The 26,533-nt window shown below is 61.9% G+C and carries 24 protein-coding genes; 14 read left to right on the top strand and 10 right to left on the bottom strand.

Translation table 11 applies throughout. From position 1 onward, the window contains the following. Positions 1–230: 230 nt before the first annotated feature. The gene (locus M6D32_RS20250) at positions 231–1,037 is read right to left on the bottom strand and encodes an undecaprenyl-diphosphate phosphatase (protein ID WP_298259514.1); all 807 of its coding nucleotides are present in this window, start codon (positions 1,035–1,037) and stop codon (positions 231–233) included. A gap of 695 nt (positions 1,038–1,732) precedes the next feature. On the opposite strand from M6D32_RS20250, the gene M6D32_RS20245 reads away from it, so the two are divergent. Further along, positions 1,733–2,425: a glutathione S-transferase family protein gene (locus M6D32_RS20245; protein WP_298259527.1), complete on the top strand. Its 693-nt coding sequence runs from the start codon at positions 1,733–1,735 to the stop codon at positions 2,423–2,425. A gap of 8 nt (positions 2,426–2,433) precedes the next feature. On the opposite strand, the gene M6D32_RS20240 is transcribed toward M6D32_RS20245, so the two are convergent. After that, entirely contained in the window at positions 2,434–3,222 is a 789-nt protein-coding gene (locus tag M6D32_RS20240) for an alpha/beta hydrolase (RefSeq protein ID WP_298259512.1), read from the bottom strand. Positions 3,223–3,464: 242 nt separating this feature from the next. On the opposite strand from M6D32_RS20240, the gene infC reads away from it, so the two are divergent. From infC to pheT, 6 genes are all read left to right on the top strand, one after another. Next, positions 3,465–4,004, top strand: coding sequence for a translation initiation factor IF-3 (gene infC / locus M6D32_RS20235; RefSeq protein WP_298259525.1), 540 nt, complete (start codon positions 3,465–3,467; stop codon positions 4,002–4,004). Positions 4,005–4,282: 278 nt separating this feature from the next. Next, entirely contained in the window at positions 4,283–4,483 is a 201-nt protein-coding gene (gene rpmI / locus M6D32_RS20230; protein ID WP_298259510.1) for a 50S ribosomal protein L35, read from the top strand. A gap of 71 nt (positions 4,484–4,554) precedes the next feature. Next, a complete protein-coding gene (rplT, locus tag M6D32_RS20225) occupies positions 4,555–4,914 on the top strand; it encodes a 50S ribosomal protein L20 (protein ID WP_298259508.1) in 360 nt (119 codons plus the stop codon). A gap of 179 nt (positions 4,915–5,093) precedes the next feature. Beyond that, positions 5,094–6,176, top strand: a complete 1,083-nt coding sequence (gene pheS / locus M6D32_RS20220; RefSeq protein WP_298259506.1) for a phenylalanine--tRNA ligase subunit alpha — start codon at positions 5,094–5,096, stop codon at positions 6,174–6,176. A gap of 10 nt (positions 6,177–6,186) precedes the next feature. Further along, a complete protein-coding gene (locus tag M6D32_RS20215; protein ID WP_366145849.1) occupies positions 6,187–6,702 on the top strand; it encodes an endonuclease domain-containing protein in 516 nt (171 codons plus the stop codon). Further along, positions 6,699–9,104 carry a phenylalanine--tRNA ligase subunit beta gene (gene pheT / locus M6D32_RS20210; protein ID WP_298259502.1) on the top strand — a complete coding sequence of 802 codons (2,406 nt, stop codon included), beginning with the start codon at positions 6,699–6,701 and terminating at the stop codon, positions 9,102–9,104. Before M6D32_RS20215 ends, pheT begins: the two co-directional genes overlap by 4 nt. 4 nt (positions 9,105–9,108) lie before the next feature. On the opposite strand, the gene M6D32_RS20205 is transcribed toward pheT, so the two are convergent. From M6D32_RS20205 to M6D32_RS20195, 3 genes are read right to left on the bottom strand one after another with little or no spacing between them, the layout of a single operon-like run. Continuing rightward, the gene (locus M6D32_RS20205; protein WP_298259500.1) at positions 9,109–9,495 is read right to left on the bottom strand and encodes a helix-turn-helix transcriptional regulator; all 387 of its coding nucleotides are present in this window, start codon (positions 9,493–9,495) and stop codon (positions 9,109–9,111) included. A 9-nt stretch (positions 9,496–9,504) separates the two neighbouring features. Then, entirely contained in the window at positions 9,505–9,747 is a 243-nt protein-coding gene (locus M6D32_RS20200; RefSeq protein ID WP_298259497.1) for a type II toxin-antitoxin system RelE/ParE family toxin, read from the bottom strand. Positions 9,748–9,787: 40 nt separating this feature from the next. Next, the gene (locus M6D32_RS20195; RefSeq protein WP_298259495.1) at positions 9,788–11,188 is read right to left on the bottom strand and encodes an NAD(P)/FAD-dependent oxidoreductase; all 1,401 of its coding nucleotides are present in this window, start codon (positions 11,186–11,188) and stop codon (positions 9,788–9,790) included. 208 nt (positions 11,189–11,396) lie between these two features. Between M6D32_RS20195 and M6D32_RS20190 the strand changes: the two genes are divergently transcribed. Next, positions 11,397–12,242, top strand: coding sequence for a YiiX/YebB-like N1pC/P60 family cysteine hydrolase (locus M6D32_RS20190; protein WP_298259493.1), 846 nt, complete (start codon positions 11,397–11,399; stop codon positions 12,240–12,242). 171 nt (positions 12,243–12,413) lie between these two features. Continuing rightward, positions 12,414–13,166: a sulfate transporter family protein gene (locus M6D32_RS20185; RefSeq protein ID WP_298259490.1), complete on the top strand. Its 753-nt coding sequence runs from the start codon at positions 12,414–12,416 to the stop codon at positions 13,164–13,166. Positions 13,167–13,179: 13 nt separating this feature from the next. Here M6D32_RS20185 and M6D32_RS20180 read toward each other — a convergent pair whose 3' ends face one another. The 3 genes from M6D32_RS20180 to M6D32_RS20170 all read right to left on the bottom strand — a co-directional run bounded on the left by M6D32_RS20180 (position 13,180) and on the right by M6D32_RS20170 (position 16,331). Continuing rightward, on the bottom strand, positions 13,180–13,830 hold the full coding sequence (locus M6D32_RS20180) for a polysaccharide deacetylase family protein (RefSeq protein WP_298259488.1): 651 nt from the start codon (positions 13,828–13,830) through the stop codon (positions 13,180–13,182). Positions 13,831–13,985: 155 nt separating this feature from the next. After that, positions 13,986–15,407 carry a tetratricopeptide repeat protein gene (locus M6D32_RS20175; RefSeq protein ID WP_298259486.1) on the bottom strand — a complete coding sequence of 474 codons (1,422 nt, stop codon included), beginning with the start codon at positions 15,405–15,407 and terminating at the stop codon, positions 13,986–13,988. 132 nt (positions 15,408–15,539) lie between these two features. After that, the gene (locus tag M6D32_RS20170) at positions 15,540–16,331 is read right to left on the bottom strand and encodes a GDSL-type esterase/lipase family protein (RefSeq protein WP_298259484.1); all 792 of its coding nucleotides are present in this window, start codon (positions 16,329–16,331) and stop codon (positions 15,540–15,542) included. Between the two features lie 469 nt (positions 16,332–16,800). Here M6D32_RS20170 and M6D32_RS20165 point away from each other — a divergent pair, with 469 nt between their 5' ends. From M6D32_RS20165 to M6D32_RS20150, 4 genes are all read left to right on the top strand, one after another. Beyond that, entirely contained in the window at positions 16,801–18,240 is a 1,440-nt protein-coding gene (locus tag M6D32_RS20165; RefSeq protein WP_298259482.1) for a caspase family protein, read from the top strand. 268 nt (positions 18,241–18,508) lie between these two features. Continuing rightward, entirely contained in the window at positions 18,509–19,420 is a 912-nt protein-coding gene (locus M6D32_RS20160; RefSeq protein WP_298259480.1) for an efflux RND transporter periplasmic adaptor subunit, read from the top strand. Beyond that, on the top strand, positions 19,420–22,548 hold the full coding sequence (locus M6D32_RS20155; RefSeq protein ID WP_298259478.1) for an efflux RND transporter permease subunit: 3,129 nt from the start codon (positions 19,420–19,422) through the stop codon (positions 22,546–22,548). Before M6D32_RS20160 ends, M6D32_RS20155 begins: the two co-directional genes overlap by 1 nt. Before the next feature lie 114 nt (positions 22,549–22,662). Next, complete coding sequence (locus M6D32_RS20150) at positions 22,663–24,504, top strand: AsmA family protein (RefSeq protein WP_298259476.1); 1,842 nt, start codon at positions 22,663–22,665, stop codon at positions 24,502–24,504. An 883-nt stretch (positions 24,505–25,387) separates the two neighbouring features. Here the strand turns inward: M6D32_RS20150 and M6D32_RS20145 are convergent. Together M6D32_RS20145 and M6D32_RS20140 are read right to left on the bottom strand one after the other, a co-directional pair. Beyond that, a complete protein-coding gene (locus M6D32_RS20145; RefSeq protein WP_298259474.1) occupies positions 25,388–25,714 on the bottom strand; it encodes a transcriptional regulator in 327 nt (108 codons plus the stop codon). Between the two features lie 2 nt (positions 25,715–25,716). Next, positions 25,717–26,055, bottom strand: a complete 339-nt coding sequence (locus tag M6D32_RS20140) for a type II toxin-antitoxin system RelE/ParE family toxin (protein WP_298259523.1) — start codon at positions 26,053–26,055, stop codon at positions 25,717–25,719. Between the two features lie 159 nt (positions 26,056–26,214). Between M6D32_RS20140 and M6D32_RS20135 the strand changes: the two genes are divergently transcribed. Further along, entirely contained in the window at positions 26,215–26,523 is a 309-nt protein-coding gene (locus tag M6D32_RS20135; RefSeq protein ID WP_298259472.1) for a HigA family addiction module antitoxin, read from the top strand. Positions 26,524–26,533: the final 10 nt, after the last annotated feature.

Genomic DNA, 26,533 nt, shown 5'->3' with positions numbered 1-26,533 from the left:
TGTTTGGAGCTCGCGTCGCGCAACCCATCTTGGCCAGCGACCATTGCGTGTCGCATCAACAGGCCGGACATATGGATGCAGCGATCCGATCTACTCAGAAAGCTCTTGTGCCACGGGGGCCGTCCACATATGGGTCCCTGCTTGCCGCCTTCGCTGAAGCTTCGGCGGGCCCTGCTCTATAGCCCCGGCGAAGCCTTGGCGGAGACGGGTCGCAGGGACGGCACAAACCATCAGTGTCCCAGCGCCAGCGCGATCAGGCCGAGTGTGCCGACGACGACGCGCCACCATGCAAACAGCGTGAAGCCACGGTGTGACACATAGCCGAGAAACGCCTTCACCACGATGACCGCGACAACGAAGGACACCACGAAGCCGATCGCGACAGTGCCGAGGTGATCGGCCGTCATCTCGGCGCGGTTCTTGTAAAAATCGTAGGCGAAGGCGCCGATCATGGTCGGGATCGCCAGGAAGAACGAGAATTCCGCGGCGGCGCGCTTGTCGGCGCCGAGCAGCATCGCCGCGACAATGCTCGCGCCCGAACGCGACACGCCGGGGATCATCGCAAGACATTGCGCGACGCCGATCCAGAGATAGGTGAGCAGCGGAAATTTCGTCGCGTCGTGCTCGTGCGGCTTGTGATCGATCTGGTCGACCCAGAGCAGGATGGCGCCGCCGACGATCAGCGAGAAACAAACCACCCACGGATTGAACAGCACCAGCTTGATGTATTTGCCGATCATCAAGCCGATGACCACCGCCGGCAGGAACGCAATCAAGACTCCGATGACGAAACGGCGGTCGTCGGGATTGGAAAACATGCCGAGCGCGATTTTCCACAATTTGCCGAAATACAGCACGACGATCGCGAGAATCGCGCCGAGCTGGATCAGCACCACGAAACTGTTCCAGAAGGCGCCCTCGCCCAGGCCGAAGAAGCGTTGCACCAGCAGCATGTGGCCGGTCGAGGAAACCGGCAAGAACTCGGTGATGCCCTCGACAATGCCGAGAATTACCGCTCGCAACGAATCAGTCAGCATGATGAAGCACCCTCTTGATCAGTTTGGTGATTGACACGACGGCGATCCGGCGGGATCGCACCAGGCCGCAGCGGCGGAAAACAGGCGGATTCTTCTCGCTTATTCGTATGCATGCCGCAACGGCAAAAACGCCAAACTACTAGTGGAGGGGATTTGACATTCGCTACCCACCTAGCCACAAGCTCAGAAAGCGAATGTCAAATCCTAACCTCCACTAGAAACTTATATTTGCCAGTGTGGTGGTTCAGAAGTTCTCTTCAGTTCTGCCGCGAATTCGTCAAGAGAACTTCTGAACCAAAACCACACTAGATTCATAGGTTTCTGGTGTCCCTTTGAATCCGAAGTTCGCAAATGAGGGGCCCCAAGCGTGTGCGAACTTTGGATTCGGGACACCAGTGATCCTTTGATTCTAACATTCGCAAAAGTGCCCGCCGCGAAGGGGTGCGAATGTTAGAATCGGACCACTGGTAGGGTTGCCACGGTCGAAGCCTTCGCTAGTGTCCCGATTCCGAAGTTCGCATCATTTTTCGGAGCCACGTTTCGAACTTCGGAATCGAAAGGACACTAGCAAGTCTATTATTCTAGTGCGGCTATGGTTCAGAAGTCCGCATGACGAATTCGCGGCACATTTGATGCGGACTTCTGAACCGCCGCACTATAGTTTGGCGGCCAATCAGGTGCTACCTCAGGGCTTCATGTTCACGCTGTTCCATCATCCGTTCTGTCCGCATTCGCGCTTCATTCGCCTCGTGCTCGGCGAACTCGGCGCCGAGCTGCGTCTCGTGGAAGAACGAAGCTGGGATCGGCGCGAGGCTTTCCTGGCGCTCAATCCCGCCGCCACCACGCCCGTGCTGATCGCGGAAGGCGATGGCGCAATTCCGGGTGCCGGCGTCATTGCCGAATATATCGACGAGATTTTTGGCGCCGAGATGGCCGAGCGCAGGCTGTTGCCGCAAACGGCCATGGAACGCGTCGAGGTGCGGCGGCTGATGGCGTGGTTCAACGAAAAGTTTTTCGAGGAAGCATCCAATCCGCTGGTCACCGAGCGAATCTACAAGCGCTTCATGAGCGAGGAGAACGGCGGCGGCCCGCCGTCGGCCGATGTGATGCGCGCCGCCAAAACAAACGTGCGCTATCACCTCGCCTATATCGGCTGGCTTGCGGGGACGCGAAATTATCTCGCCGGCGACCGGATCACGTTTGCGGATCTCGCGGCGGCCGCGCATCTGTCGGCGATCGATTATCTCGGCGACGTGCCGTGGAGCGAGGACGACGCGGCGAAGGCCTGGTATGCGCGGGTCAAGTCGCGGCCCTCGTTCCGTCCGCTGCTCAGCGAATGGCTGGCCGGCGTGCCGGCGTCGCGGACCTACGTCGATCTCGATTTCTGAGCGTTGGTCTAACCGAACTCGGCGACGGCAGCGAGAATCCGCGCAATGTCCTGTGGCCGCGACAGGCGGTGATCGCCGTCCTGGATCATGGTCAGCACCAGGTCTTCGGCGGGCAGCCGGTGCGCCAGCGCAAAGGCATGCTTCCACGGTACGTCCGGGTCCTTCGCGCCCTGCAGGATATGCACGGGACATCCGACCTCGATCGCGCCGCCGAGCAACAGGTGATTGCGGCCTTCCTCGATCAGCTTGCGGGTGATCGGATGGGGATCGCCGTATTCGGATGGACGCAGCCACACTCCTGTGGCTTCGATCTGGCGGCGAACGTCCGGCGAGAAGGCCTTCCACATCAGTTCTTCGGTGAAATCGGGCGCCGGCGCGATCAGCACGAGACCTTTCAGCGAAGCGCGGGATGCGGGCCGTTTGGCTAGTTCGCGCGCGAGCAGGAGCGCCATCCATCCGCCCATCGAGGAGCCGATCACGATCTGCGGGCCTTCGCAGAACCACCCGAATACAGCGACGCTCTCCTCCAGCCACTGCCCAATGGTGCAGTCGACGAAATCTCCGCCGGATTCGCCGTGGCCGGAATAGTCGAACCGGGTACAGGCGCGCTGCCGCTCGGCCGCCCACTCATCGAGTGCGAGCGCCTTGGTCCCCCGCATGTCCGACTTGAAGCCGCCGAGCCAGAAAAGCCCCGGTAACGCACCTTTACGGGCGCGGACCGCGATCCGGCGGGGCGCACCGCCCCGGGCAACCTCGATGAAGACGGGGGTTTGGCTGTCGGTTTCGGAACCGGTCATGAAATCGTCACTCCGAAATCTCTGTGCGAGAGCCGAAAGAGTCCGTCAACCAAATGAGCCCATAGGCGTTATGATGCTTGCGGAAAGCAGCCTTGCGTCCTATGTCGCCGACGGACAAGCATTCCCGTGGCCAAAAAGCCTCTCATTTGATGCTTTTTGGCTCCGCGGGGCCAAGTTAGCTTGCCCGCAAAGCCTTAATCCTTCAAACTGCAAGCTTCGTTCACAACTTTGGAGAAATACCCATTCGCCGTCCCAATAGAGCCCCGCCCACCGTTACCAAAGACGGGCCGCGCACCAATGATGAAATCCGCAACGCAACGGTTCAGCTAATCGACCAGCACGGTGCCAACCTGGGCACGGTGGAAACGATCGCTGCCATCAAAATGGCGCTCGAAGCCGGAATGGATCTCGTGGAGATTTCGCCGAACGCCGCCCCTCCCGTCTGCAAGATCATGGACTACGGGAAGTACAAGTATTCGGCGCAGAAGAAAGCGGCAGAAGCCCGCAAGAAGCAGAAGACCGTCGAGATCAAGGAAATCAAGCTGCGGCCGATGATCGACGATCACGACTACGACGTGAAGATGCGCGCCATGCAGCGGTTCTTCGAGGAAGGCGACAAGGTCAAGATCACCTTGCGCTACCGCGGCCGTGAAATGGCGCACCAGGAAATCGGCACCAAGCTACTCGACAAGATCAAGACCGACGTCGCCGACTTCGCCAAGGTCGAGCAGGACGCCCGCTTCGAAGGCCGCCAGGTCGTGATGGTTCTGGCACCACGCTGATTATCCCACTAGCGGGGACGGCCGGACGCCGCCGGGCTCGACGGGCCGGACGTCTCTCGATGAAGCCGATTTGACGGTTCACCGTTGCCAAAAGAGCCTTGTTCTGTCATAAGCCCGGCCTTCATCGCCCGGCTTGATCCAAGGGCTGCCGTGGCGATGGCCGTGCTGGTTTTGTCGAAATTTTACAAAACTTTAGCACTTTCAACGCTCTAACGAGCATTTTTGCCGCGAAAGCGCCGCCTCGAGCGGGCTTTTTCTGTGGCCTTTAGGAGAGCCAAATGCCCAAGCTGAAGACCAAGTCGGGCGCCAAAAAGCGCTTCAAAGTGACTGCCACAGGCAAAGTCCTGCACGCCCAGCGCGGCAAGCGCCACGGCATGATCAAGCGGACCAAGAAGCAGATCAGGCAGCTGCGCGGCACGCGCGTGCTGTTCAAGACCGACGGCGACAACATCAAGAAATACTTCCTGCCGAACGCCTGATCGCACGCTTTCCCTGCGCCGCGCCCGCGCGGCGACCCGTCATTTTTGTTTTCAGATCAAGGAGACCCGTCATGTCTCGCGTCAAACGCGGTGTGACCGCTCACGCCAAGCACAAGAAAGTCTACAAGGCCGCCAAGGGCTATTACGGCCGCCGCAAGAACACCATCCGCGCCGCGAAGCCCGCGGTCGAAAAGGCTGGCCAGTACGCCTTCCGCGACCGCAAGCGCAAGAAGCGGACCTTCCGCGCGCTCTGGATCCAGCGCCTCAACGCCGCCGTCCGTCCGTTCGGCATGACCTACAGCGTGTTTATCAACGGCCTGTCCAGGTCAGGCATCGTGGTCGACCGCAAGGTGCTGTCTGATCTCGCGATCAACGAACCCGCGGCGTTCCAGGCGATCGCCGAGAAGGCCAAGGCCGCGCTCGCGGCCTGAGGCGCCAAGCTCCCGCCACCAGGGCTGCTTGCAATTCCGCTGTCATGCCCCGCGCAGGCGGGGCATCCAGTAGCTACCCACCGACTAATTGGCTTCCGTGGTTACTGGATCATCCGCTTACGCGGATGATGACAGGCTGGTATGGATTGCGCGCACAATCCCAAAAGGTCACCGTCGCCATGTCCGACCTCGCAACGCTTGAACAGGAAATCCTGAAAGGTATCGCCGCGTCATCCGACGAGGCTGCGCTGGAAGCCGTGCGTGTCGCGGCCCTGGGCAAGAAAGGTTCGATCTCGGCCCTGCTCGCCACGCTCGGCAAGATGTCGCCGGACGAGCGCAAGACCCAAGGTGCTGCGATCAATCTCGCCAAGGACAAGGTGACGGAAGCGCTCACCGCGCGGCGCGAGCTGCTGAAATCGGCCGCACTCGATGCCCGCCTTGCTTTTGAGACGGTCGATGTCACGCTGCCCTTGCGCGATGCGCCGGCCGAGACCGGGCGCATCCATCCGCTGAGCCAGGTCTGGGACGAGCTCACCGCGATCTTCGCCGACATGGGATTTTCCGTCGCCGAGGGACCGGACATCGAAACCGACGACTACAACTTCACCAAATTGAATTTCCCGGAAGGCCATCCGGCGCGGGAAATGCACGACACGTTCTTCTTCAATCCGAAGCAAGACGGCTCGCGCATGCTGCTGCGTACCCACACCTCGCCGGTGCAGGTGCGTACCATGCTCAGCCAGAAGCCACCGATCCGCGTGATCTGCCCGGGACGCACCTATCGCATCGATTCGGACGCGACGCACACGCCGCAATTCCACCAGGTCGAAGGCCTCGTCATCGACAAGGGCTCGCATCTCGGTCACCTCAAATGGATCCTGCACGAGTTCTGCAAGGCCTTCTTCGAGGTCGATCAGATCAACATGCGCTTCCGCCCGTCGTTCTTCCCGTTCACCGAACCCTCCCTCGAGGTCGACATTCAGTGCCGCCGCGACAAGGGCGAGATCCGTTTCGGCGAAGGCGAGGATTGGCTGGAGATTCTCGGCTGCGGCATGGTGCATCCGAACGTGCTGCGCGCCTGCGGCATCGATCCGGACGTGTATCAGGGCTTTGCCTGGGGCATGGGCATCGACCGCATCGCGATGCTGAAATACGGCATGAGCGATCTGCGCCAGCTGTTCGACAGCGACGTACGCTGGCTCGCGCATTACGGCTTCAAGCCGCTCGACATCCCGACGCTCGCGGGAGGGCTAAGTACATGAGGATAACCCGATGGTGACGCACGGGGGAACACCTCCCCCCTTGAGGGGGAGGTCGGTTCGCGAAGCGAACCGGGAGGGGGGTACTGCGCCCGCCCACAGGCCGGTCGCAGGTATCAATCGATTCCGAGCCAAATCGATGCGATCAGAAATGACCGATGCTGAACGCGTCCTTTGGATCCAGCTGCGTGCCCATCGTCTCAATGGACTGAGCTTTCGTCGCCAGGTCCCGATTGGTTCGTTCATTGTCGACTTTGCGTGTCACGAATACCGCCTCATCGTCGAGCTTGACGGGAGTCAGCACGCCAATGACCGAGAAGCTCGACGCGATCGGTTGCGCCAAGCTTGGCTGAACGCGAAGGGCTATCGAGTTCTTCGGTTTTGGAACACCGACGTGCTTCGCCATCGCGAGTCGGTGCTGGAAGCCATCATCGAGACGATCGCACGATCAACACCCCCCTCCCGGTCGGCAAAGCCGACCGACCTCCCCCTCAAGGGGGGAGGTGAAGCGAGCCGAGGCCAGCCATGAAATTCACCCTCTCCTGGCTGAAGGAACATCTCGACACCGACGAGCCCGTTGAAAAGCTCGCCGACAAGCTCACCATGATCGGGCTCGAGGTCGAGGGCCTTGAAGACAAGGCCAGGCAGCTCGCGCCCTTCACCATTGCGCGCGTGATCTCGGCCGAGCAGCACCCGAACGCCGATCGCCTGCGTGTGTGCATGGTCGACACTGGAGGCGGCGCGGCACCGGTGCAGGTGGTCTGCGGCGCGCCGAATGCGCGCGCAGGGCTGATCAGCGTATTCTCGCCACCCGGTACCTACATCCCGGGCAAGGACATCACGCTCGGCATCGGCACCATCCGTGGCGTCGAGAGCCGCGGCATGCTGTGCTCCGAGGCGGAGCTGAAGATCTCCGAAAACCACGACGGCATCATTGAGCTGCCGGCGGACGCGCCGATCGGTACGGCCTATGCCGCATGGGCGGCGCTCGGCGATCCCACCTTCGAAATCAACCTGACACCGAACCGGCAGGACTGCACCGGCGTGCACGGCATCGCGCGCGATCTTGCCGCCGCCGACATGGGCAAGTTCAGGGATCCCGGCATCAAGCAGGTCAAAGGCGAATTCCCCTGTCCCGTGAAGGTGAAGGTGGAAGACGCGGATCTCTGCCCCGGCTTCGCGCTGCGCCTGGTGCGCGGCGTCAGGAACGGCCCCTCGCCGGATTGGCTGCAAAAGCGCCTGACCTCGATCGGTTTGCGGCCGATCAACGCGCTGGTCGATATCACCAACTTCATGACCTACGACCGCGCCCGCCCGCTGCACGTGTTCGACGCAGCCAAGGTGAAGGGCGATCTGGTGGTGCGCCGCGGCCGCGACGGCGAGACGCTACTTGCACTCGACGGCCGCACCTACACGCTCGACAATTCCATGTGCGTGATCGCGGATGAGCAGGGCGTCGAATCGCTCGCCGGCATCATGGGCGGCGAAGCCTCCGGCTGTTCGGAGACAACCACCGACGTGCTGATCGAATCGGCGCTGTGGAACGAGATCAACATTGCCCAGACCGGCCGCAAGCTCGGCGTCAATTCGGATGCGCGCTACCGCTTCGAGCGCGGCGTCGATCCGGCCTTCATGGTGCCGGGGCTGGAAATGGCGACCAGGCTCGTGATGGAACTGTGCGGCGGCACACCGTCGGAAAACATCGTGGCCGGCAAGGCGTTCGGCGACGACCGCATCATCGAATTCCCGGTGGCGGAAGTAAAACGCCTCGCCGGCATCGATGTCGCGTTTCCGGAAATGAAGCGCATCCTCGGTCATCTCGGTTTCATGGTGGCAGGCAGCGGCCCCGTGGTGAAAGTCGCGATCCCCTCATGGCGCTCGGACGTGCACGGCAAGGCCGACATCGTCGAGGAAATCGTGCGCATCGTCGGCGTCGATCAGGTGCCAATGACGCCGTTCGAACGCGGCGAGGCGCCGCGCAAGCCGGTGCTCAAGCCGATGCAGCTGCGCACCCGCCGTGCCAAGCGCGCGCTCGCGGCGCGCGGCATGGTCGAGGCCGTGACGTGGTCGTTCATCTCGAAGCCGCAGGCTGAACTGTTTGGCGGCGGCAGGCCAGAGCTTTCGCTCGCCAACCCGATTGCGGCCGATCTGTCCGACATGCGGCCGAGCCTGCTGCCGGGTCTCGTCACCGCAGCGCAGGCCAATTCCGACCGCGGCTTTGCCGATGTCGCGCTGTTCGAAGTCGGCCAGGTGTTCAGGGGCGATAGGCCGGATGAGCAACTCACTGCGGCCGCCGGCATTCGTCACGGCTTTGCCTCACAGGCAGGGCTCGGGCGCAACTGGACCGGCTCGGCGACAACGAATGCGTTCGACGCCAAGGCCGATGCTTTTGCGGTGCTCGCGGCCGCAGGCGCGCCGATACAGGCGCTGCAGGTCGTGCCCGGCGGCACCAGCTGGCTGCATCCCGGCCGTTCCGGCACCATCCAGATCGGACCGCAGAACGTGCTCGGTCATTTCGGCGAACTGCATCCGCGCGCGCTGGAGAAACTCGGCGCCGACGGTCCGCTGATCGCCTTTGAAGTCATCCTCGATCGCATTCCGGACGGCAAGCAGCGGCCGACCCGCGCCAGGCCAGCGATCGAGCTGTCGGCATTCCAGCCGGTGTCGCGCGATTTTGCTTTCATCGTCGACCGCATGGTGAAGGCCGGCGACATCCTGCGCGCGGCCTCGAGCGTCGACAAGAAACTCATCACCGGTGTCACCGTGTTCGACGTCTACGAAGGCAAGGGCATCGACGAGGCCAAGAAGTCTGTCGCGATCGCCGTGACCATCCAGCCCCGCGAAAAGACCATGACCGACCAGGAGATCGAGGCGGTCGCCGCCAAGATCGTGGCGGAGGTCAACAAGAAGACCGGCGGCGCTCTGCGTTGAGCACTCAGTCTTCTTGGACGAGTAGATCGAGAGGCACGTTTAGCACGTTCGCGATGCGCCGGAGAGCCGCCACCGTTCCAACCCGGCGCCCGCTTTCGATGTCTGAGATATACCCCTGGCTCAGATCCGTCTTGAAGGACAGGTACATCTGAGTTTCGCCACGCCATTCGCGCAAAACCCGCACGGGATTTTCCGCGTTTGCTAAGCGGTCCACGACGCTCTTGGGTAACAGCGGGCCACCGTTTTCAATTTCCTCGCGTGCATGCGCGACAAGACGGGCCGTGCCGGTATCTTCCTCAGCTTCCGCCGCTTTGGCGACCAAAAGTTCATATTCCTTCTTTGGAAGGATTGCGACTTCCCCACTTGGGGTCTTTTGAAATCGAACGCTCATAGCCGTCTTTCAATCGTAAATTTCTCGTCGATGCCCGACTGCCGCGACAACGATCGTGTTCTGATCTTCGTAGAAGACCACGCGCCAGTCTCCGATCCGGAGCCGGAGGCCATGTCGTCCCCTAAGACGCTTCACGTCACCATGCCCGGTCTCAGCAAATACAGTCAGCCGTTTATCGATCCGGTCACGAATATCGGGCGATAGCTTCGCCCACTGGCGCGCGCTAGCAGCCGTAAAGGCGATTGGCCTCATTTAGAAAATATCGCATATCGCGATATAGATTTCAAGTCCGTTAGTTGTGCGACGCCCCGCGCGTGCGGCGTCGACTGGGCGCGCGCGCCGGCGCAGCCGTGCGATCGGTGAGCGCGCCGATCTTGCGTAGTGCGGCTTCGGCCGCACGCTCGCCGCTTTCCCAGGCGCCATCGACCGTGCCCCACAACGTTTCGTGGGTCGCCTCGCCGGCCAGGAACAGGTTGCCAGTAGGTTCGGTCAGAATTTTTCGCGACGGCTGTCCGCCGGTCGGAGCGACCGACATTGCCCCGAGAATGAACGGCGAGGAATTCCAGCGGGTCACGCTCGACTTCTTCACGGCAGTTGCGAGATCGTTGCCGAACAGCTTTGTCAGCCATTCCGTCGCAAAGGCAACCATCGCCGCCTCGCCCTGGCCCGAGAGATCACGGCCGAAGGAACCGGCGACATCGATCAGACAGAGCGACGAGCCGGCGATATTGGCCGACAACAGCGCAGTGCGGGTGGAATTGCTCTGCTCAATGAGCGCGTCGTCATGCGCGAGCCCGAGCGGATTGCCGGGCAGCATGATCGCAACGCGATCATAGCTGCCGAGCGAGAGTTTTGATGCGGCCTCGAGCTGACGCTTCGGCAGCTCCGGCGTGAACTTGATGTTGCCGGCTGCCAGCACATTGCTTGACACGGTGACGATCGCCGCCCGCGCCGCGATCCGGCCCGCAGGCGTTTCGACGGAAACCTCGCGGTTATTCCAGATGATCTGACGGGCTGATGTCGACAGCGCGACCGGCAGCGGCTCCGCCAATTTGGCGATCAGCGCGCCGAGACCCTGGCGAAATCCGATCGCCACCATGCGATCCTGCGCGCGCGCCTTGTCCATCACCGAAACGTCGCGAAGGTCCTTGCCGACCGCATTCGCGCCGAGCATGAATTCAACCGTACCCGCCCAATCGCCGAGGTCTTTCGGCAGCACGGACTCGCAGGCGGCGTCGGCCTTGCCGGGGCGCGCGGCATCATCGATGGCGCGGTTGGCGCGAACGAGCGCCGCGAGAAACTGCTCGGTTTCGCCGGCCCGGGCGTTGCGCTGGCCGACGCGGATTCTCTGACCCGGCGGGGCGGTCGAGATATCGAGCCCGGCGCTGCGCGCCAGCCTGATCATCGGATTGGTCCCGGGATTGTGCAGCCAGCGGGCGCCGCGATCGAACGGGACATCGAAGGTTCCGCTATCGGTCCAGCAGCGGCCGCCGAGACGCGTATCGGCCTCGACGACGATCACTTTGCGATTGGCGGCCTGGACGCGACGCGCCGCCGCAATGCCGGCCGCGCCGGCGCCGATCACGACAATGTCAGCTTCGCGCGGCAATGGCGCGGCCCACGCGCCGCGACGGCCCGGCAAGGCCGCGATGGCGGCCGAGCCCACCAGAAGATCGCGCCGCGTGAGCGCCATGTCAGGTTTCCGGGATTCTTGAGAACAAAGTGAACAACTTATAATTCGCGGCGGGCACTTTTTCAGACTATCCACATCCAAGCTTGAGCGGCAAGCATCATGGTAAATCAATCATGATTGACCGGCCATTGGCATGAACCAAATTGCAACTGCTTTCGACCATGATAATGGTTGCAAAAAGCAGCCGAAAAACTGCTTGGGGGGAACAATGGGCGTAATGCTCGATACCGTCGGCAAGTGGATCGCTTCCTATCTTCAGAAGGAAGTGCCCGGCTACGAGCCGTTCACGCCGAGCGACCCCGGCCATCTGCGCGAAATTGTCCAGCCCGGCGACGTGCTGCTGGTTGAAGGCAACAACCGCATTTCGGGCATCATCAAATACCTGACCCAGTCGACCTGGTCGCACGGCGCGCTTTACGTCGGACCGGTCGATGGCGCCGTGGAAGCGGACGGCGAGCCGCATGTGCTGATCGAGGCCAATGTCGGCGAGGGCGTCACCTCGGCGCCGCTGTCGAAATATTTCACCTACCATACGCGGCTGTGCCGCCCGGTAGGGCTGTCCTATGAAGACCGCTACACGGTGTGCCGCTACGCCATCAACCGGATCGGCTTCGGCTACGACACCAAGAATATCCTGGACCTGATGCGCTTTCTGATTCCGTTGCCGATCCCGCAGCGCTGGCGGCGGCGGATGATCGCGTTCGGCTCCGGCGATCCCACCAAGATCATCTGCTCGGCCCTGATCGCGCAGGCCTTCGACGCCGTGCGCTACCCGATCCTGCCCAGGGTGACGCTGGCCGGTTCGCGGCAGGCGCGCCGCGAAATCCTGCATATCCGCGACTCCTCGCTCTATATGCCGCGCGATTTCGACATCTCGCCCTATTTCGAGATCGTCAAGCCGACGATCATTACCGGGTTCGACTACACCGCGCTGCACTGGGCCGACAAACAGAAGCCGCTCCCGGAGGTAGCGGGCCAGTTCGGTGTGTTTCCAGAAGCGCCGCCGCTCGTTCCTGAAGAGGCTGACGAAGAAGCGCCGCTTCCAGTTGCGTAAGTAGGCGCGTCAATTCCTCGCACGCAAAACGCCTCCCTTCCACCACATCCGCACCGAGACACGCGCAGCTCCCGAGAGGGCCTTGCCGAACGCTGATGTCATGGCTAACTCTCGCGTGGGCTTCGCGGGGCGCCTACTTGCGCGGCACGAACTTCGGAAAGTGGGCATTAGATGATTGACGCTGCCATCAAGGCGCTGTCGCAAATGCTGTCACCGCCGATGCGCTCGATCCTGTGGCGATCGATCGGTCTGGCTCTGGTATTGATCGTGGTGCTGGCGATCGGATTGCAGCGGCTGTTGAGCTGGCTGGCGACCTCGGGCGAGGGGTGGGCAGAGGCGGCGCTCGGTCCGTCCTTTCAGACACCGCTCGATATTCTTGCCTGGATCGTTTCGGTCGCCGCCGGCCTCGGCATCGTCTTCGGCGCGGTGTTCCTGATGCCGGCAATCACCTCGCTGGTCGCCAGCTTCTTCGTCGACGAGGTCGCCGACCATGTCGAGCGCGAGCATTATCCGGCGGAACGGCCCGGCACCGCGCTGCCGCTTGGCATTGCGGTTCGCGAAGGCATCAAGACCGCTGCTCTGACGATCCTCGTTTATCTGGTCGCGCTGCCGTTCCTGCTGTTTGCCGGCGCCGGCTTCATCATCTTCTTCATCGCCACCGCATGGCTTCTGGGCCGGGAATATTTCGAACTCGCCGCCATGCGGTTCCGTTCGCCGCATGAAGCCAAGCTGATGCGCAAGGAGAACGCGACAACCGTGTTCACCGCCGGTCTGTTCATCGCGGCTTTTGTCTCGATTCCCGTCGTCAACCTGGCGACGCCGGTCTTCGCCATGGCTTTCATGGTTCATATGCACAAGCGGCTGAGCGGGCCCGGTGCTGAGCTGATCGAGCCAGCGAGCAAGACGAGATTACCGCTGGCGTGATCGCGCTGCCTCCTCAGTCGGCGACGTAGCCTTGCGGAAGGTTGACGATCCGGCCTCCCCGCGTGAGCGTGACGGCGTCCGGAAATTCCTGTTCAAATGTCACGCCGAGATCTTCCAGCCTAAGCAGCAATTCCGGCAGGCACGCCAGACATCCGCCTTCGATATCGTGCAGAACCACGACGCTCCAGGGCTCGTCCAAGGCCACCGCGACGCAGCGCTCGACCCAGCCGTCCGGATCCCGCCAGTCACCGGGCACGTTATTCCAGATGATCGTCCGGTAATTTTGCACGACGAGGTGATCGAGGGCCGCCCGGCTCAGAAGATGAGGTCCGAGATGTCCGGAGTTGCCATAGGGTCGAAACAGCTTTTCGGCTTGCGCGAAGGGCCCGATGCGCGCTTGTGCGCCCTCGATCTCGCTCACCGCATAATCGCAATCCGGCCGATCCCCCAGAGCAACCGTGTGCGAAAATGTGTGGTTGCCGATCCAGTGACCCGCCGCATGCGCGCTCTTCATCAGTTCAACTGTGCCCGGCTTGTCGAGATTGCGTCCGATCACGAAGAAGGTCGAACGAATCCGCGCCTGCCCCAGAATATCCAGCACGCGCTCGGTGACACCAGGCACCGGGCCGTTGTCAAAGGTCAGCGTGACGCGTCTTGATGTCATTTGGACTCAATTTAGTCGAACGATCTGGCGTTTGTTCGGCAACACTAGAAGCTCCATGAGCCTTCTACCCGTCGGGCCCGCTTCCCCGGCGAAGCGGACCTCGCAGGCGTCGCTTAGGCGCGAGAAATCGAGACTTCCGCGGCGACCGGGTCGTTTTATTGATTTTCCGGCGACGGCTTCAGGATGGTATCGACGCGCCCTTGAAGATTGGCGGGCGGCTTTTCCCCATTCGCCAAGCGACCGCGAATGACGGCTATCACGCGTGCTGCTTCGGCGCTGTGACCCAGCCCCTGTTCGACTTCGGCCAGCGAAACGATGATCGTCCAATTGTCGGGGTTGATGGTTGCCGCCTTTTGCAGAACCTGGCTGGCAGAGTGCATCTCCTTTCGCCGCCGCAGGTCTTCGGCATAGTCCGACAGCACACCCGGATTGTTCGGGGTCTGCATCGTGCCTGTCACCAGCGCCTCAGTTGCGCCCTCCGTGTCACCTGTCGCGCGAAGCACCTTGGCGAGCCGCCGGTATGCTCCGGCGTTTTTCGGAAACAGCTCGATGCTCTTCCGATAGCATACGATGGCGTCGGCGTTGTTACCGCTAGCCTGATAGATCCAGCCGAGGACAAAATGCGTGCTGTGTTCGTTGGGGTAACGCTGGACGTTCCCCAATTGAACGGCAAGCGCGTCGTCGAACCTCTTGGCGAGCGTCAGCGCAAATGCCTTGGAGTTATCAGCGGGGAACAGGACGCCGCCAAAAGATCTAACCCGCTCTGAAGCGGCAAGCGCGTCATCGATGCGGCCATCGACGGCGAGCATGTAGGACTTCAGGTTCCAGGCAAATTTTTGCGAGTTCGGGTCCGGGCTCACCAGCGCGACCGAGAGCAGGCGCTTTGCCGTCTCGGCATCGCCATACTCCCGCCAATAGACGCCCGCGGCAATTTCCGGGTCGAGGCGTTCGAGCAGGTTCATGCCGCCTTTGGCGAAGAGCGCTTCGGGACCTCCCGACGACTCCACATCAATAAGCGTCTCTCGGCCCGGCGAGCGCCTCAGGCGTAGCCGGGCCACTTCCTTGTCATTCTGCTTTCGCAGGGTGATTTCGCCCGAGAGCTGAATGATATCCTTGCCGAAGAATCGCCTTATCAGCGTTTGGACCGATCGTGCATCAATCAGTCCAGATTGAACCTGGGTGGCGGCGACATCGCCGAGAAAGCTGGTGTCGCCGACGTACGTCTTCGGCTTGCCTCCCACCGATATGCTGTTGATGTTGGCGATCTCGTCGAGGAGGCGTTGGGTCGCAGCTTCGCTTGAATATCCATTTTTCTCGTACGCCTCGGGCACGCTGATCGGAGTCAGCACGATTGGCGTGTGCAGCAACGACTGCAGGATGATTACAAAGCCGATCACGGTCGGGAGGACACCCGCCATGATGACGATCGTCGTCTTTGCAACCCCATAAAGCTCCGACGTCGTCCGGCTCGACACATGGGAATGGATGCGCCGCGGCATCGCAAAAACGACGGAAGAAAATTTGGCGCGTGGCGTTGCGCGTTTGTCGGGTTGAGCACTATTGCTCATGTCCTGCATATCAATGCGTCCAGGCGTTGCGCGAGGAACGTTCTGGGAGTGACGTCATGAAATCTACCAAGGTCCCGGAGGGGGTTGTCTCCCTCGCGACGTCATTTTTGCAAAAATCAGCCTCGATGGCAGACGCGGCGTTCAGTTGATCGATGGCAGCAGCGCGCTGGCCACATATTTCTGTCCCGCGGCGTTCAGGTGAATCCCGTCCGCTACCACCATCCCCTTGCTTCGCGCGGCCATATAAAGCGGCATCGCATTGATCACACGGATACCGCGTGCTCGCAATCGCGACATGATTTGTGCCACGCCTGCCTTTGCGTCGGCGACGCTAGCGCCACGGCGAATGTCGTTTCCGCCGATCATCAAGATGACGATGCGCGTGCTCTGGGGCACGGCGCTGTCGAGCCGGCTCAGAACGCCAGCGGTGGTGTCTCCGGAGACGCCCTGATTGCTGACTGAATACTGCTTGCCCTTGGCGCGGAGCATCCCCTGCAATTGCTCCGGAAACGCCTCGCCGGAGTTGACGCCATAGCCCTGAACCACGCTCGCGCCGAGTGCGACGATTTGTGCTTGAGAAGGGGCAGCCCAAGCGAATTGCGCCGCAAGAAAAACAAAAGCGCAGGAAATTGCGCGTCGTCGCTTGATCATAAAATGCTTCATATTATCCTCCACTTTCAATTTCTTGTGGCAATTGGAAAACCAATCACAGTTTGCATGGTGCGGCAAGCGGCCGCCAGCTTGGCGCGTCGCAGTAGATTGTGCGTTGCACGAGAAGGACAACCGCCATACGACGATGGCACATGCGCCACTGCCGCCAGTACTGCCATTTTCCATGATCTGCGGTTGCCGCCGAAACGGCCTGCCCCGCAGGCCGTCGAAATGATCGGTCGCAAAGCCAATGGCACTTCCGCTCTTTGCCCGTCGCGTCATTTCGCTGCCGCGCGGTAGCTAGTGCCCACTTTCCGAAGTTCGTGTTACACCTCAGCGCGCTCCTTTCACGAACTTCGGAAAGTTATGGGCACTAGCAAATATATGTTTCTAGTGGAGTTTATGATTTGACATTCGCTTGCGAATTCGCGGTCGGATGGTAGCGAATGTCAAATCCACTCCACTAGCCACTTATGCCGGTAAGTGAAAATGGCCGGTCATCTGCCAGCCGGTCATCCACCATGTATCGCGACAATGACGCGCCCTAAAGGTCTTTTCCCAGAGCGCGACCGGGGACGGCGGACCCAGGCGCCACAGCCCCTGAAATTTTAGACTGCGCGACGCTTTGGCGGCTTCCCGGACAGTTGACACCGCTTGGGGGCGCGGGTGAGATGAAGTTAGCCCGGCGCGGGCCTGGGGTATCGCCGCTTACGCGTTGAACCGACGCACAAATTGCCTGGACAGAAGCAGAATGAGTATCCGCCTTTCGTTGCTGGCTCTTTTGGTTCTTTTGCTTGCCCCGAATTTCGCTTGGGCGGCTGGCCCGGACCGGATTGCTCTCGTCATCGGCAATGCCAAATATCCCGACGCAGATGCGCCGTTGAAAGAGCCGGTCAACGACGCGCGGAGCCTCGCCGACGAACTCAAGCGTGACGGCTTCACGGTCGAGGTCGGCGAAAATCTGACCAACGACGGAATGCGCAAAGCGCTCGATCGCCTGTACGGCCATATCAAGCCCGGCAGCGTGGCGCTGATCTTCTTCAGCGGTTTCGGCATCCAGTCCAATCGCCGGAGCTTCATGATGCCGGTGGATGCGCAGATATGGACCGAAGCGGATGTCCGGCGGGATGGCTTCAGCCTGGAGACGATGCTCGGCGAAATCAATAATCGCGGCGCCGGCGTCAAGATCGCCCTGATCGATGCATCGCGGCGCAACCCCTATGAACGGCGGTTCCGCAGCGCTTCGGCCGGCCTTGCTCCGGTGATCGCGCCCAACGGCTCGCTGGTGATGTATTCGGCGGCGCTCAGCTCGGTGATGTCCGACAATGGCGGCGACCACAGTCTGTTCGTCCAGGAGTTGCTGAAGGAGATCCGGGTTCCGGACCTGATGGCGGAGGAGACGCTCAACCGCACCCGCATCGGCGTCACCCGCGCTTCGCAGCGCGAACAGGTCCCGTGGATTTCGTCCTCGCTGGCGGAAGACTTCTCCTTCATTCCGGGCGCGCGGCCCACTGCTTCGGCTCCGCAACAGCCGACCGCCGACGCCTCGCCTGCGCCACGCGTTGAACCGCCGGCGCCGCCAAAGGCGGAGGTGCCTCCGCCGCCGAAGATGGAAGCGGCGATCCCACCGCCGCCCGAGCCCCCCGTGGCGAAGACGCCGAGCAGCGAGGCGACACCTCCACAGCCCTCGCTCGCCGATGATCTGATCATCAAGGGCCTGAACCAGAAGCTTGCGGAAAATCCTGACGACGCCAGCAGCCTTTACAGGCGCGGCCAGGTCTATGCCAGCAAGGGCGCCTATGACCTTGCGGTCCGGGACTTCAGCGACACCATCCGCCTCAATGGCAAGGATGTCGAAGCCTATAACAACCGATGCTGGGTGCGCGCCGTGACCGGCGATTTGCAGCCGGCGCTGCGGGACTGCAACGAGGCGCTCCGGCTGCGCCCGAACTTCGTCGACGCCCTCGACAGCCGCGGGCTAGTCAACCTGAAAAGCGGATCGAACAAGAACGCGATCGCCGATTTCGACGCCGCTCTACGGCTCAATCCGCGGCTGACCTCGTCGCTGTATGGGCGCGGCCTGGCGCGGCAGCGTAGTGGCGCTGCTTCGGATGGCGAGGTGGACATCAACAACGCGAAGGCGATGGACCCGAATATTGTCAAGGAATTTGCAAGCTACGGCGTACACTGAGACATTCAACCCATCTATCTAAAGCTCCCGCAGACGGAGCCACCTGATTTCGCGCCAACGCGCCGCTAGTGAGGTCTATTTGAAGTTCCTGCACCACAAGCGGCGAATTCAATCGGGGACTTGAGATCGAAAAAGCGGTACTAGAATCAATAAGTTTGTGAGTAGCCCATGACTTTTCCGAAGTTCGTGAAGGCGGGTGCTGCGATGGAGCACGAACTTCGGAATCGGGACACTAGTCCGCCCCGACCAAGGAGCGCCGAGCCCGGCAATGAACCTTTCCCACTACGTCAAGCCCGCGCTGGCGCTTGTATTCTTCATCGTCCTCGGGGCCAGCTGGTACTGGTTCGAGCATCGCTGGCACGCCGGAAAAAAGGAGATGGCCGGCAACGCACTTGTCGTCGTCGCCAAATCGGCCAACGCCTGCTTTTCAGATCTGGTGCGGGCGACCGGATTTGTGGTGCCGCGCCACGAGGCCGTGGCTGGCGTCGAGCAGGAGGGTTCGAGGGTCACGGAAGTGCTGGTCCGCGAGGGCGAGACTGTCGCCGATAACCAGGAATTGGCGCGCCTTGCCCCTCCGCCAGGGGGAAATTATTCGCGCAACCCGACCTCGCTGCGCGCGCCCGCCGCCGGACTTGTCACCCAGGTCAACACCATTGCCGGCGCGCCCGCCTCGCCGCAGGCCGGACCGATGTTCCGCATTGCCGTCAATAGCGAGATCGACCTCGACGCCGAGGTACCGGCGGTTCACATGGCAAAGCTGAGCCCCGGCGCGACCGCGCGGATCGTCCGTGACAATGGTCCGGAGATTGTCGGCCGCGTGCGCCTGGTGTCGCCACAGATCGATCGCAACACCCAGCTCGGCCATGTCCGGATAGCGCTGAATGGCAGTTCCGATGTCAAGATCGGCATGTTTGCGAAGGCCAGCATCGACGCCAAGCGCAGTTGCGGCGTTGCGATCCCGCGCACCGCGATTGACCATCTCACCGTTCAGGTGGTCAAGGACAACATCATCGAAACGCGGAAGGTGAAGGTCGGCCTCGTCTCCGACACCTCGACGGAAATCCTCGAAGGCCTCAATGTCGGCGAAGTCGTCGTGGCCGATGCCGGCTCTTCGCTGCACGACGGCGACCACATCAAGACCGTATTCCCCGATGCACTCGACCGGACGCAGGTACGCTGATGGCTCTCAATATTTCGGCATGGTCGATCCGCCACCCGCTTCCGTCGGTCGTCTTTTCAATCATTCTCCTGTTGTTGGGCTGGGTCAGCTTCACGCACCTGGCGGTGACGCGGCTGCCCAGCGCCGATATTCCGGTGATTTCGGTGGCGGTCTCACAGTTCGGCGCCGCCCCCGCCGAACTTGAAGCGCAGGTCACCAAGACGATCGAAGACGGCGTCTCCGGCGTCGAGGGCGTGCGGCACATCTCGTCGTCGATCACCGACGGCCTGTCGGTGACGACGATCCAGTTCGCGCTGGAAACCAACACCGACCGCGCGCTCAACGACGTCAAGGACGCGGTGACGCGCGTGCGCGCCAACCTGCCGCAGAACGTCAACGAGCCGCTTATCCAGCGCGTCGATGTCATCGGCCTGCCGATCGTCACCTATGCCGCGATTTCGCCCGGCAAGACGCCGGAGCAACTGTCTTACTTCGTCGACGACGTGGTCAAACGCGCGCTGCAAGGCGTGCGCAACGTCGCCCAGGTTGAGCGTATCGGCGGTGTCGAGCGCGAAATTCTGGTCTCGCTCGATCCCGATCGCCTGCAGGCCGCAGGGCTGACCGCGGTCGATGTCTCCCACCGCCTGCGCGGCACCAATGTCGATCTCGCCGGCGGGCGGGCCGAAATCGGCAAGAACGACCAGGCTATCCGCACGCTCGCCGGCGCCAAGACCCTCAACGAACTCGCCGGCACCATGATCAGCCTGCCGAACGGCGGCGAGGTCCGGCTCGACGATCTCGGAACGGTCACCGATACCATCGCCGATCGCCGGACGTTTGCGCGCTTCAACGGCGAACCGGTGGTGGCGCTCGGCATCAAGCGCTCCAAAGGCGCCAGCGACGTGGTGGTCGCGGCCGCCGTGCAGAAGCGCATCGACGCTCTGAAAATTGCCCATCCCGAGGTCGATCTGAAGCTGATCGATACTTCGGTCGAATACACCAAGGGCAATTACGAGGCAGCGATCTCGACCCTGTTCGAAGGCGCGATCCTGGCCGTCATCATCGTGCTTTTGTTCCTGCGCGACATCCGCGCCACCATTATCGCCGCAATTTCACTGCCGCTGTCGATCTTCCCGGCGTTCTGGGCGATGGACATTCTCGGCTTCTCCCTCAATCTCGTCAGCTTCCTCGCCATCACGTTGTCGACGGGCATTCTCGTCGACGATGCGATCGTCGAGATCGAGAACATTGTGCGCCACATGCGGATGGGCAAATCGCCCTACCGCGCGGCGCTCGAGGCCGCCGACGAGATTGGTCTGGCGGTGATTGCGATCTCCCTGGCGATCATCGCGATTTTTGCGCCCGCCAGTTTCATGTCGGGCATCGCCGGACAGTTTTTCAAGCAATTCGGCATTACGGTTTCGGTTCAGGTGTTCTTCTCGCTGCTCGCGGCGCGCTTCGTCACGCCGGTGCTGGCCGCCTACTTCCTCAAGGATCATTCGCACGACGATCCGGCGCCCGGCCGCGTGCTCCAGACCTACACGAAGCTCGTGACCTGGTCGGTCAAGCACTACTTCGTCACGGTGATGATCGGGTTCGGCATCTTTGCCGCCTCGATCTGGAGCATCACGCTGCTGCCGCAGGGCTTCCTGCCGGCACAGGACACCGCGCGTTCGCTGCTCGCCATCGAGCTGCCGCCCGGCTCGCAGCTTGCCTTCACCGAGAAGGTCACCGAGCAGATCGTGGCCCGGTTGCGCAAGCGACCCGAAGTACGAAGCGTTTTCGTCGATGGTGGCCGGATTCCGCCCGGCACATTCGAAGTGCGCCGCGCGGCTTTGATCATCAACTACACGCCGAAGACCGAACGCGAGATTACCCAGCGCGAACTCGAGCTTTCGATCGGCAAGGAGCTCGCAAACGTCCCTGACATTCGTTTCTGGTTCCTCGACGAAAACGGCCTGCGCGCGATCTCGCTCGTCGTCACCGGCGCCGACAGCAACATCGTCAACAACGTTGCGAGCGAACTCGCCAACCAGATGAAGCGGATTTCGCTGATCGCCAACGTGATCTCCGAAACCGCGCTGGACCGGCCGGAGCTGCGCATCCAGCCACGGGCCGATCTGGCTGCGCGGCTCGGCGTTTCCACCGAGAGCCTGTCGGAGACCATTCGCGTCGCCACCATCGGCGACGTCGGCCCGGCGCTCGCCAAGTTCGATGCCGGCGGCCGCCAGGTGCCGATCCGGGTTCAGCTTGAAGATAGCGCGCGCGGCGACTTGCAGACGCTGGAGCAGTTGCGGGTTCCGCTCGGCGGCGGCCACGGCGGCGTCCCATTATCCGTGGTCGCCGACGTCAAACTTGGCCAGGGGCCGACCAGCATCAACCGCTACGACCGCGAACGGCAGGCGACGGTCGCCGCCGATCTTGTCGGCACGGCCGCGCTCGGAACCGCGACCAAAAGGATCTATGAACTGCCGGTCATGAAGACCCTGCCGAAGGGCGTGACCGTCAATCCTTCCGGCGACGCCGAAAGCCTCAACGAATTGTCGGCGGGCTTTGCCACCGCCATCACCGCCGGCCTGATGATGGTCTACGCGGTGCTGGTGCTGCTATTCGGTACGTTCCTGCAGCCGATCACGATTCTGTTCTCGCTGCCGCTTTCGATCGGTGGCGCGATCGCCGCGCTGCTTCTGACCGGAAAGCAGCTGACGACGCCGGTGTGGATCGGCATCCTGATGCTGATGGGCATCGTCACCAAGAACGCGATCATGCTGGTCGAATTCGCGGTGGAATCCATGCGCGAAGGCAGGACGCGTGAATATGCCATCATCGACGCCGGCATGAAACGCGCCCGCCCGATCGTGATGACTACGATCGCGATGGCGGCCGGCATGATGCCTTCCGCGCTGGCCTTCGGCGCCGGCGGCGAATTCCGTTCGCCGATGGCGCTCGCGGTGATCGGCGGCCTGATCTTTTCGACCATCCTGTCGCTGGTGTTCGTGCCGGCGATGTTCATGGTGATGGATGACATCGGCACGCTGATCTGGCGCTTCGCGCGGCGGTTCGTCACGTCGAGCGATCGTCGCGACGATTCTGGCCAAGGTGAGGATCGAAAGCCGCCGGCGATTCTCCATTCACCGGCAGCCGAGTGACCAGTGCGGCGAATTGGAGGTTCCGCCTTCGCCAGATTCGATCGCTTCACGCAACGGAACTGCATCGAACGACTTGTGTCATAAGTCACACATCTTTGCAGCTGGAAGACCGATATGAGAGCCTTGAAAATTGCAGGCGGGGTTATTGCCGCCATGGTCGTCGTGGCGGCATTGCTGCTGATCGTCGGAATGCCCGCCGGGTCTTTGACGTCCAGCATTCAACAGCGGGTCGCGCGCGAGACCGGCTACCGACTGACGGTCAAGGGTTCGACCAGGGTCGGGCTGTGGCCTTGGCTCAACGTCACGATGAGCGAGGTAACGCTGCAGCCGCCCAAGGACCGGGACACCGAGGACCACGACACCGGCCATCGGTTGACCATCGGCAGCCTCCGGGCCGACTTGACGCTGCGCAGCCTGTGGTCGGGCCAGCCTGATATCACCGAGCTTGTGATCAATCGCCCCACCGCCAGCATTCCGCTGCTCCGTGAACGGCGCGCTGTGGCCAAATCGACTTCCGCCGCGCCGGCCGCGCCGCCAGAAGCGGCCACGTCGAGCGCCACGACCATCAAGCGCATCGCCGTCACTGAGGGCACGGTCATTTTTTTCAATACCCATGATCGGGTGGAAGAGCACATCGAGGGTATCAGCGCCAATGCGACGATCGGCGCTGACCGCCATCTCAACCTCGATGGCAACGCCCGCGCGGGCGGCCATCCGCTGACATTCAACCTCAAGGCTTCGTTGGGCGACCCGTCGATGCAACGGCAGACCCTTCCTGCCGAGTTCTCGCTCGAGGCGCCCGGCCTGTTGCAGGCGCCGCTGTCGAGCAAGGCGGAGCTTCGGATCAACGGCAGCACGGTCCTGATCAATAGCCTCTCCGGCACGATCGGCAATGGCGCCTTCGACGGCTGGGCCTCGGTCGATTTCGCCAGCAAACCCCTGGTCAAGCTCGACCTCGATTTCAAGCGCCTCGACATCGCGGCAGCCGCAACGCAGGCCAGGCCGGAGGCCGCTGCGAACGCATGGAGCACCGAAACAATTGAGCTTGCCTGGCTCAACTATGTCGATGCGCAGGTCCGCCTGTCGGCCGACGAACTCAATATCGGGCGTGCACACTTTGCCCCCGCGGCGATCGAGGCGTCGCTCGAAAGCGGCATCCTGAAAGGCACCCTGTCCGATATCGGCGCCTATGGTGGAAAGGCCAATGGCACCGTCGATATCGACGTTTCGCAGGAAACGCCGGTCTACACGATCCACAGCGATCTCTCCGGCGTTCGCGCGCTTCCCTTGCTGAGCAGCACCGCCGGATTCGACAAGCTCGACGGCAAGCTGCAAGCGAAAATCGACGTTCGCTCCAATGGCCAAAGCCAGCAGGCGATCATGTCGAACCTTTCCGGCACGGTGAAGGCCAATTTCGCCGACGGCGCCATCCGCGGCCTCAACGTGGCGCAGATGATCCGCTCGCTCACGTCAGGCACGCTTTCGGGCTGGCAGGAAGGCCAGGAGAAAGCGACCGATCTTTCCCGGCTTTCGGCATCCTTCCGCATCGACAAGGGTCAGGCGAAGACGACCGACCTCAATCTGGTTGGCCCACTGGTGAAAATGACGGGCACCGGCACGGTTGATCTCGGCGCGCAGACGCTGGCGCTGCGCGTTGAACCGAAGCTGGTGATGAGCACCGAAGGTCAGGGACGCACGTCGGACCCGGTCGCCTTCGGCATTCCCGTTGTCATTGACGGGCCGTGGACGGCGCCGCGCATTAATCTCGACGACGCCGGCAATGATAACAACACGACCGGCGGCAACTCGCTCGGCGACACCCTGGGCAAACTCATCCAGCAGGGATTGGACGCCGCTCGCGGCCGCAACTCGCCTGACGCCTCGCCGAACGATCCCTCGCGCCAGCAAGATAGCCAGCCGCTGAATGACATCATGAAGCAGCTGTTTGGCAGGTGATCGGTCGGCCAACTCCGCGCGCGGCGGCAAGACGTGATGAAGCAGTAGCCGCTCTCTGTCGTCCCGGACAAGCGAGCTCTTGGCAACGCGAAGCGTTGTCCAATGCGAGCGCCGATCCGGGATCCATACGCCGCGGCCCACCGGTTGGAGTGCGGAAGCCTGACGCCTGTTTAAACCACGAACACCTGTGGTTATGGGTCCCTGCTTTCGCAGGGACGACGAAGCGGATGTGTAGGATTTCAATTTTCAAACATCCAAGCGTTGCAGACACACGACGATATTTCCGCGACGCAAATCGCGCCCGGATGATACCTGGAATCTTCACCCTTGGATCACCGAGGGCGCAGGGAAAGCCGGATGCTTTGCGCACCCGCAGCCTCGCGTCCAAAAAAAGGTAGGACACGAGTTAGTCACCACAGGTACGCCGGAGCGATCCGGCCTTCCCTGCGCGATGGTTTTAACGGCCTATAGCGCGCTCTCCCTGGTGATCGGGCTTTCTTGCCACCATCCCCGCGTGATGCGCAGCATCATCGCGAGTTGACATCAGCGTCGAGATGTCGGGACCACACGCCTTCGCCGTCCGCTTCAAGCCGCGCCCGTCGTGCGCCGCCCAAGCGTCCACCGCATCCCGCGCCCAACGTCCGTGACGATCGCGAAACGCCCCTTGTGTGAGGCGGGACGGCGAGGCTTGTAGAAACGATTTGCCCGACGGCGAAAGCGGAATATTTTTCGAGGAAAGGGTAGACAGGAATGCAAATCAGATTGCAGCGCCAAAGGTTTCGAAAGCTATGCTACCGCGCTGTCGCGTGACGCTCCGCCTCCACCTCGTGCACGGCAGGGAATTGAGCGGCGAGGAAGGCGAAATTCGACATCAGGATCTTCCTTAGGCGGCGTCGGCCACCGCGCGCACCTGCAATCGAACCCCAATCTCCGCTTGCAAAACACCGATGACGGCGAGCAGGTTTTCGGCGGTGGGATTGCCTGTTGGTCCGAACATACGCATCAGGCTCTTCGGCGATTGGCCGAGCGTCGCGCCGAGCTTTTCAAAGCCGACCGTGGCGTTGATGCACGAGCGCAGCGCAGCACGACCGTCCTCCAGATTGCTATCGAGCAGCGCCTGTATCGCCTCGCCCAGCAGCGCCCGGCGAAATTTGGCGTCGCGTCGCGCCCGCGCCCGCACGGTTTCGCGAAAGCTTTTCGTCAGGGGCATGGTCATTTCCTCTTCGTCCGTCCGGCAGCCTTGCGCGCCTTGTAGGTCCGCCAGTGGCGCAGTGCAGCCTGTATGTCGCTCTGCTGCCTTCTTTTGGTGCCGCCTCCGAGTAGAATGACGAGCACCTTGCCGTCCCATCCGAAGTAAACCCGGTAGCCGGGGCCTCGGTTAATTCGCAGTTCAGAGACGCCTTCACCGAGCGCCTTGGCATTCGAAATGTTGCCTTCGCCAAGCCGATCGATGGCAATGGTCACCAGCGCCGCCGCCTGTTCGTCGAGGCCGTCGAACCAACGCCGAAAGGGACTCACATCCTCATCGGTGATAAATTCCTCAACGTGGATCAATTGGTATCATATATGTTACTAAATGGCAAGCGGTTATCCCGCACGTGGCCATGTCGGGTCCAATAACGCAACCACCGGGCGGAAATCACTATCGCCAGCTGTTGGAGCGGCTGCTCTCTCGGTGGGATAGTGAACGCAGCGCGATTGAGGCAAGCCATGTTGATGACAAAACGCAAGCCGGCGACATCCGGCGAAATTCTGGTCGAAGAGTTCATGAAGCCGGTCGGCCTGACGCAAGGGGCACTGGCTGAAGCCATGGGCGTGCAACACAAGCACGTCAACGAGCTGTGCAACAACAAGCACAATGTGACTGCGGTAACCGCCCTCATCCTCGCCCGCGTGTTCGGCAATAGCGCGGAGTTCTGGCTCAACGTGCAGCGGCGCAGCGATCTGTGGGAGGCAATGCATTCTCCGCGCCAGCGCAAGCGGATTGAGCGCGCGCGGCCGCTGACGTCAGCGGCGTAAATCACCGCGT

This window comes from Bradyrhizobium sp., from assembly GCF_027307225.1.
Taxonomy (GTDB): domain Bacteria; phylum Pseudomonadota; class Alphaproteobacteria; order Rhizobiales; family Xanthobacteraceae; genus Bradyrhizobium.
Note: the sequence above shows the minus strand (reverse complement) of the source record. Positions and strands in the feature narration are given on the sequence as shown.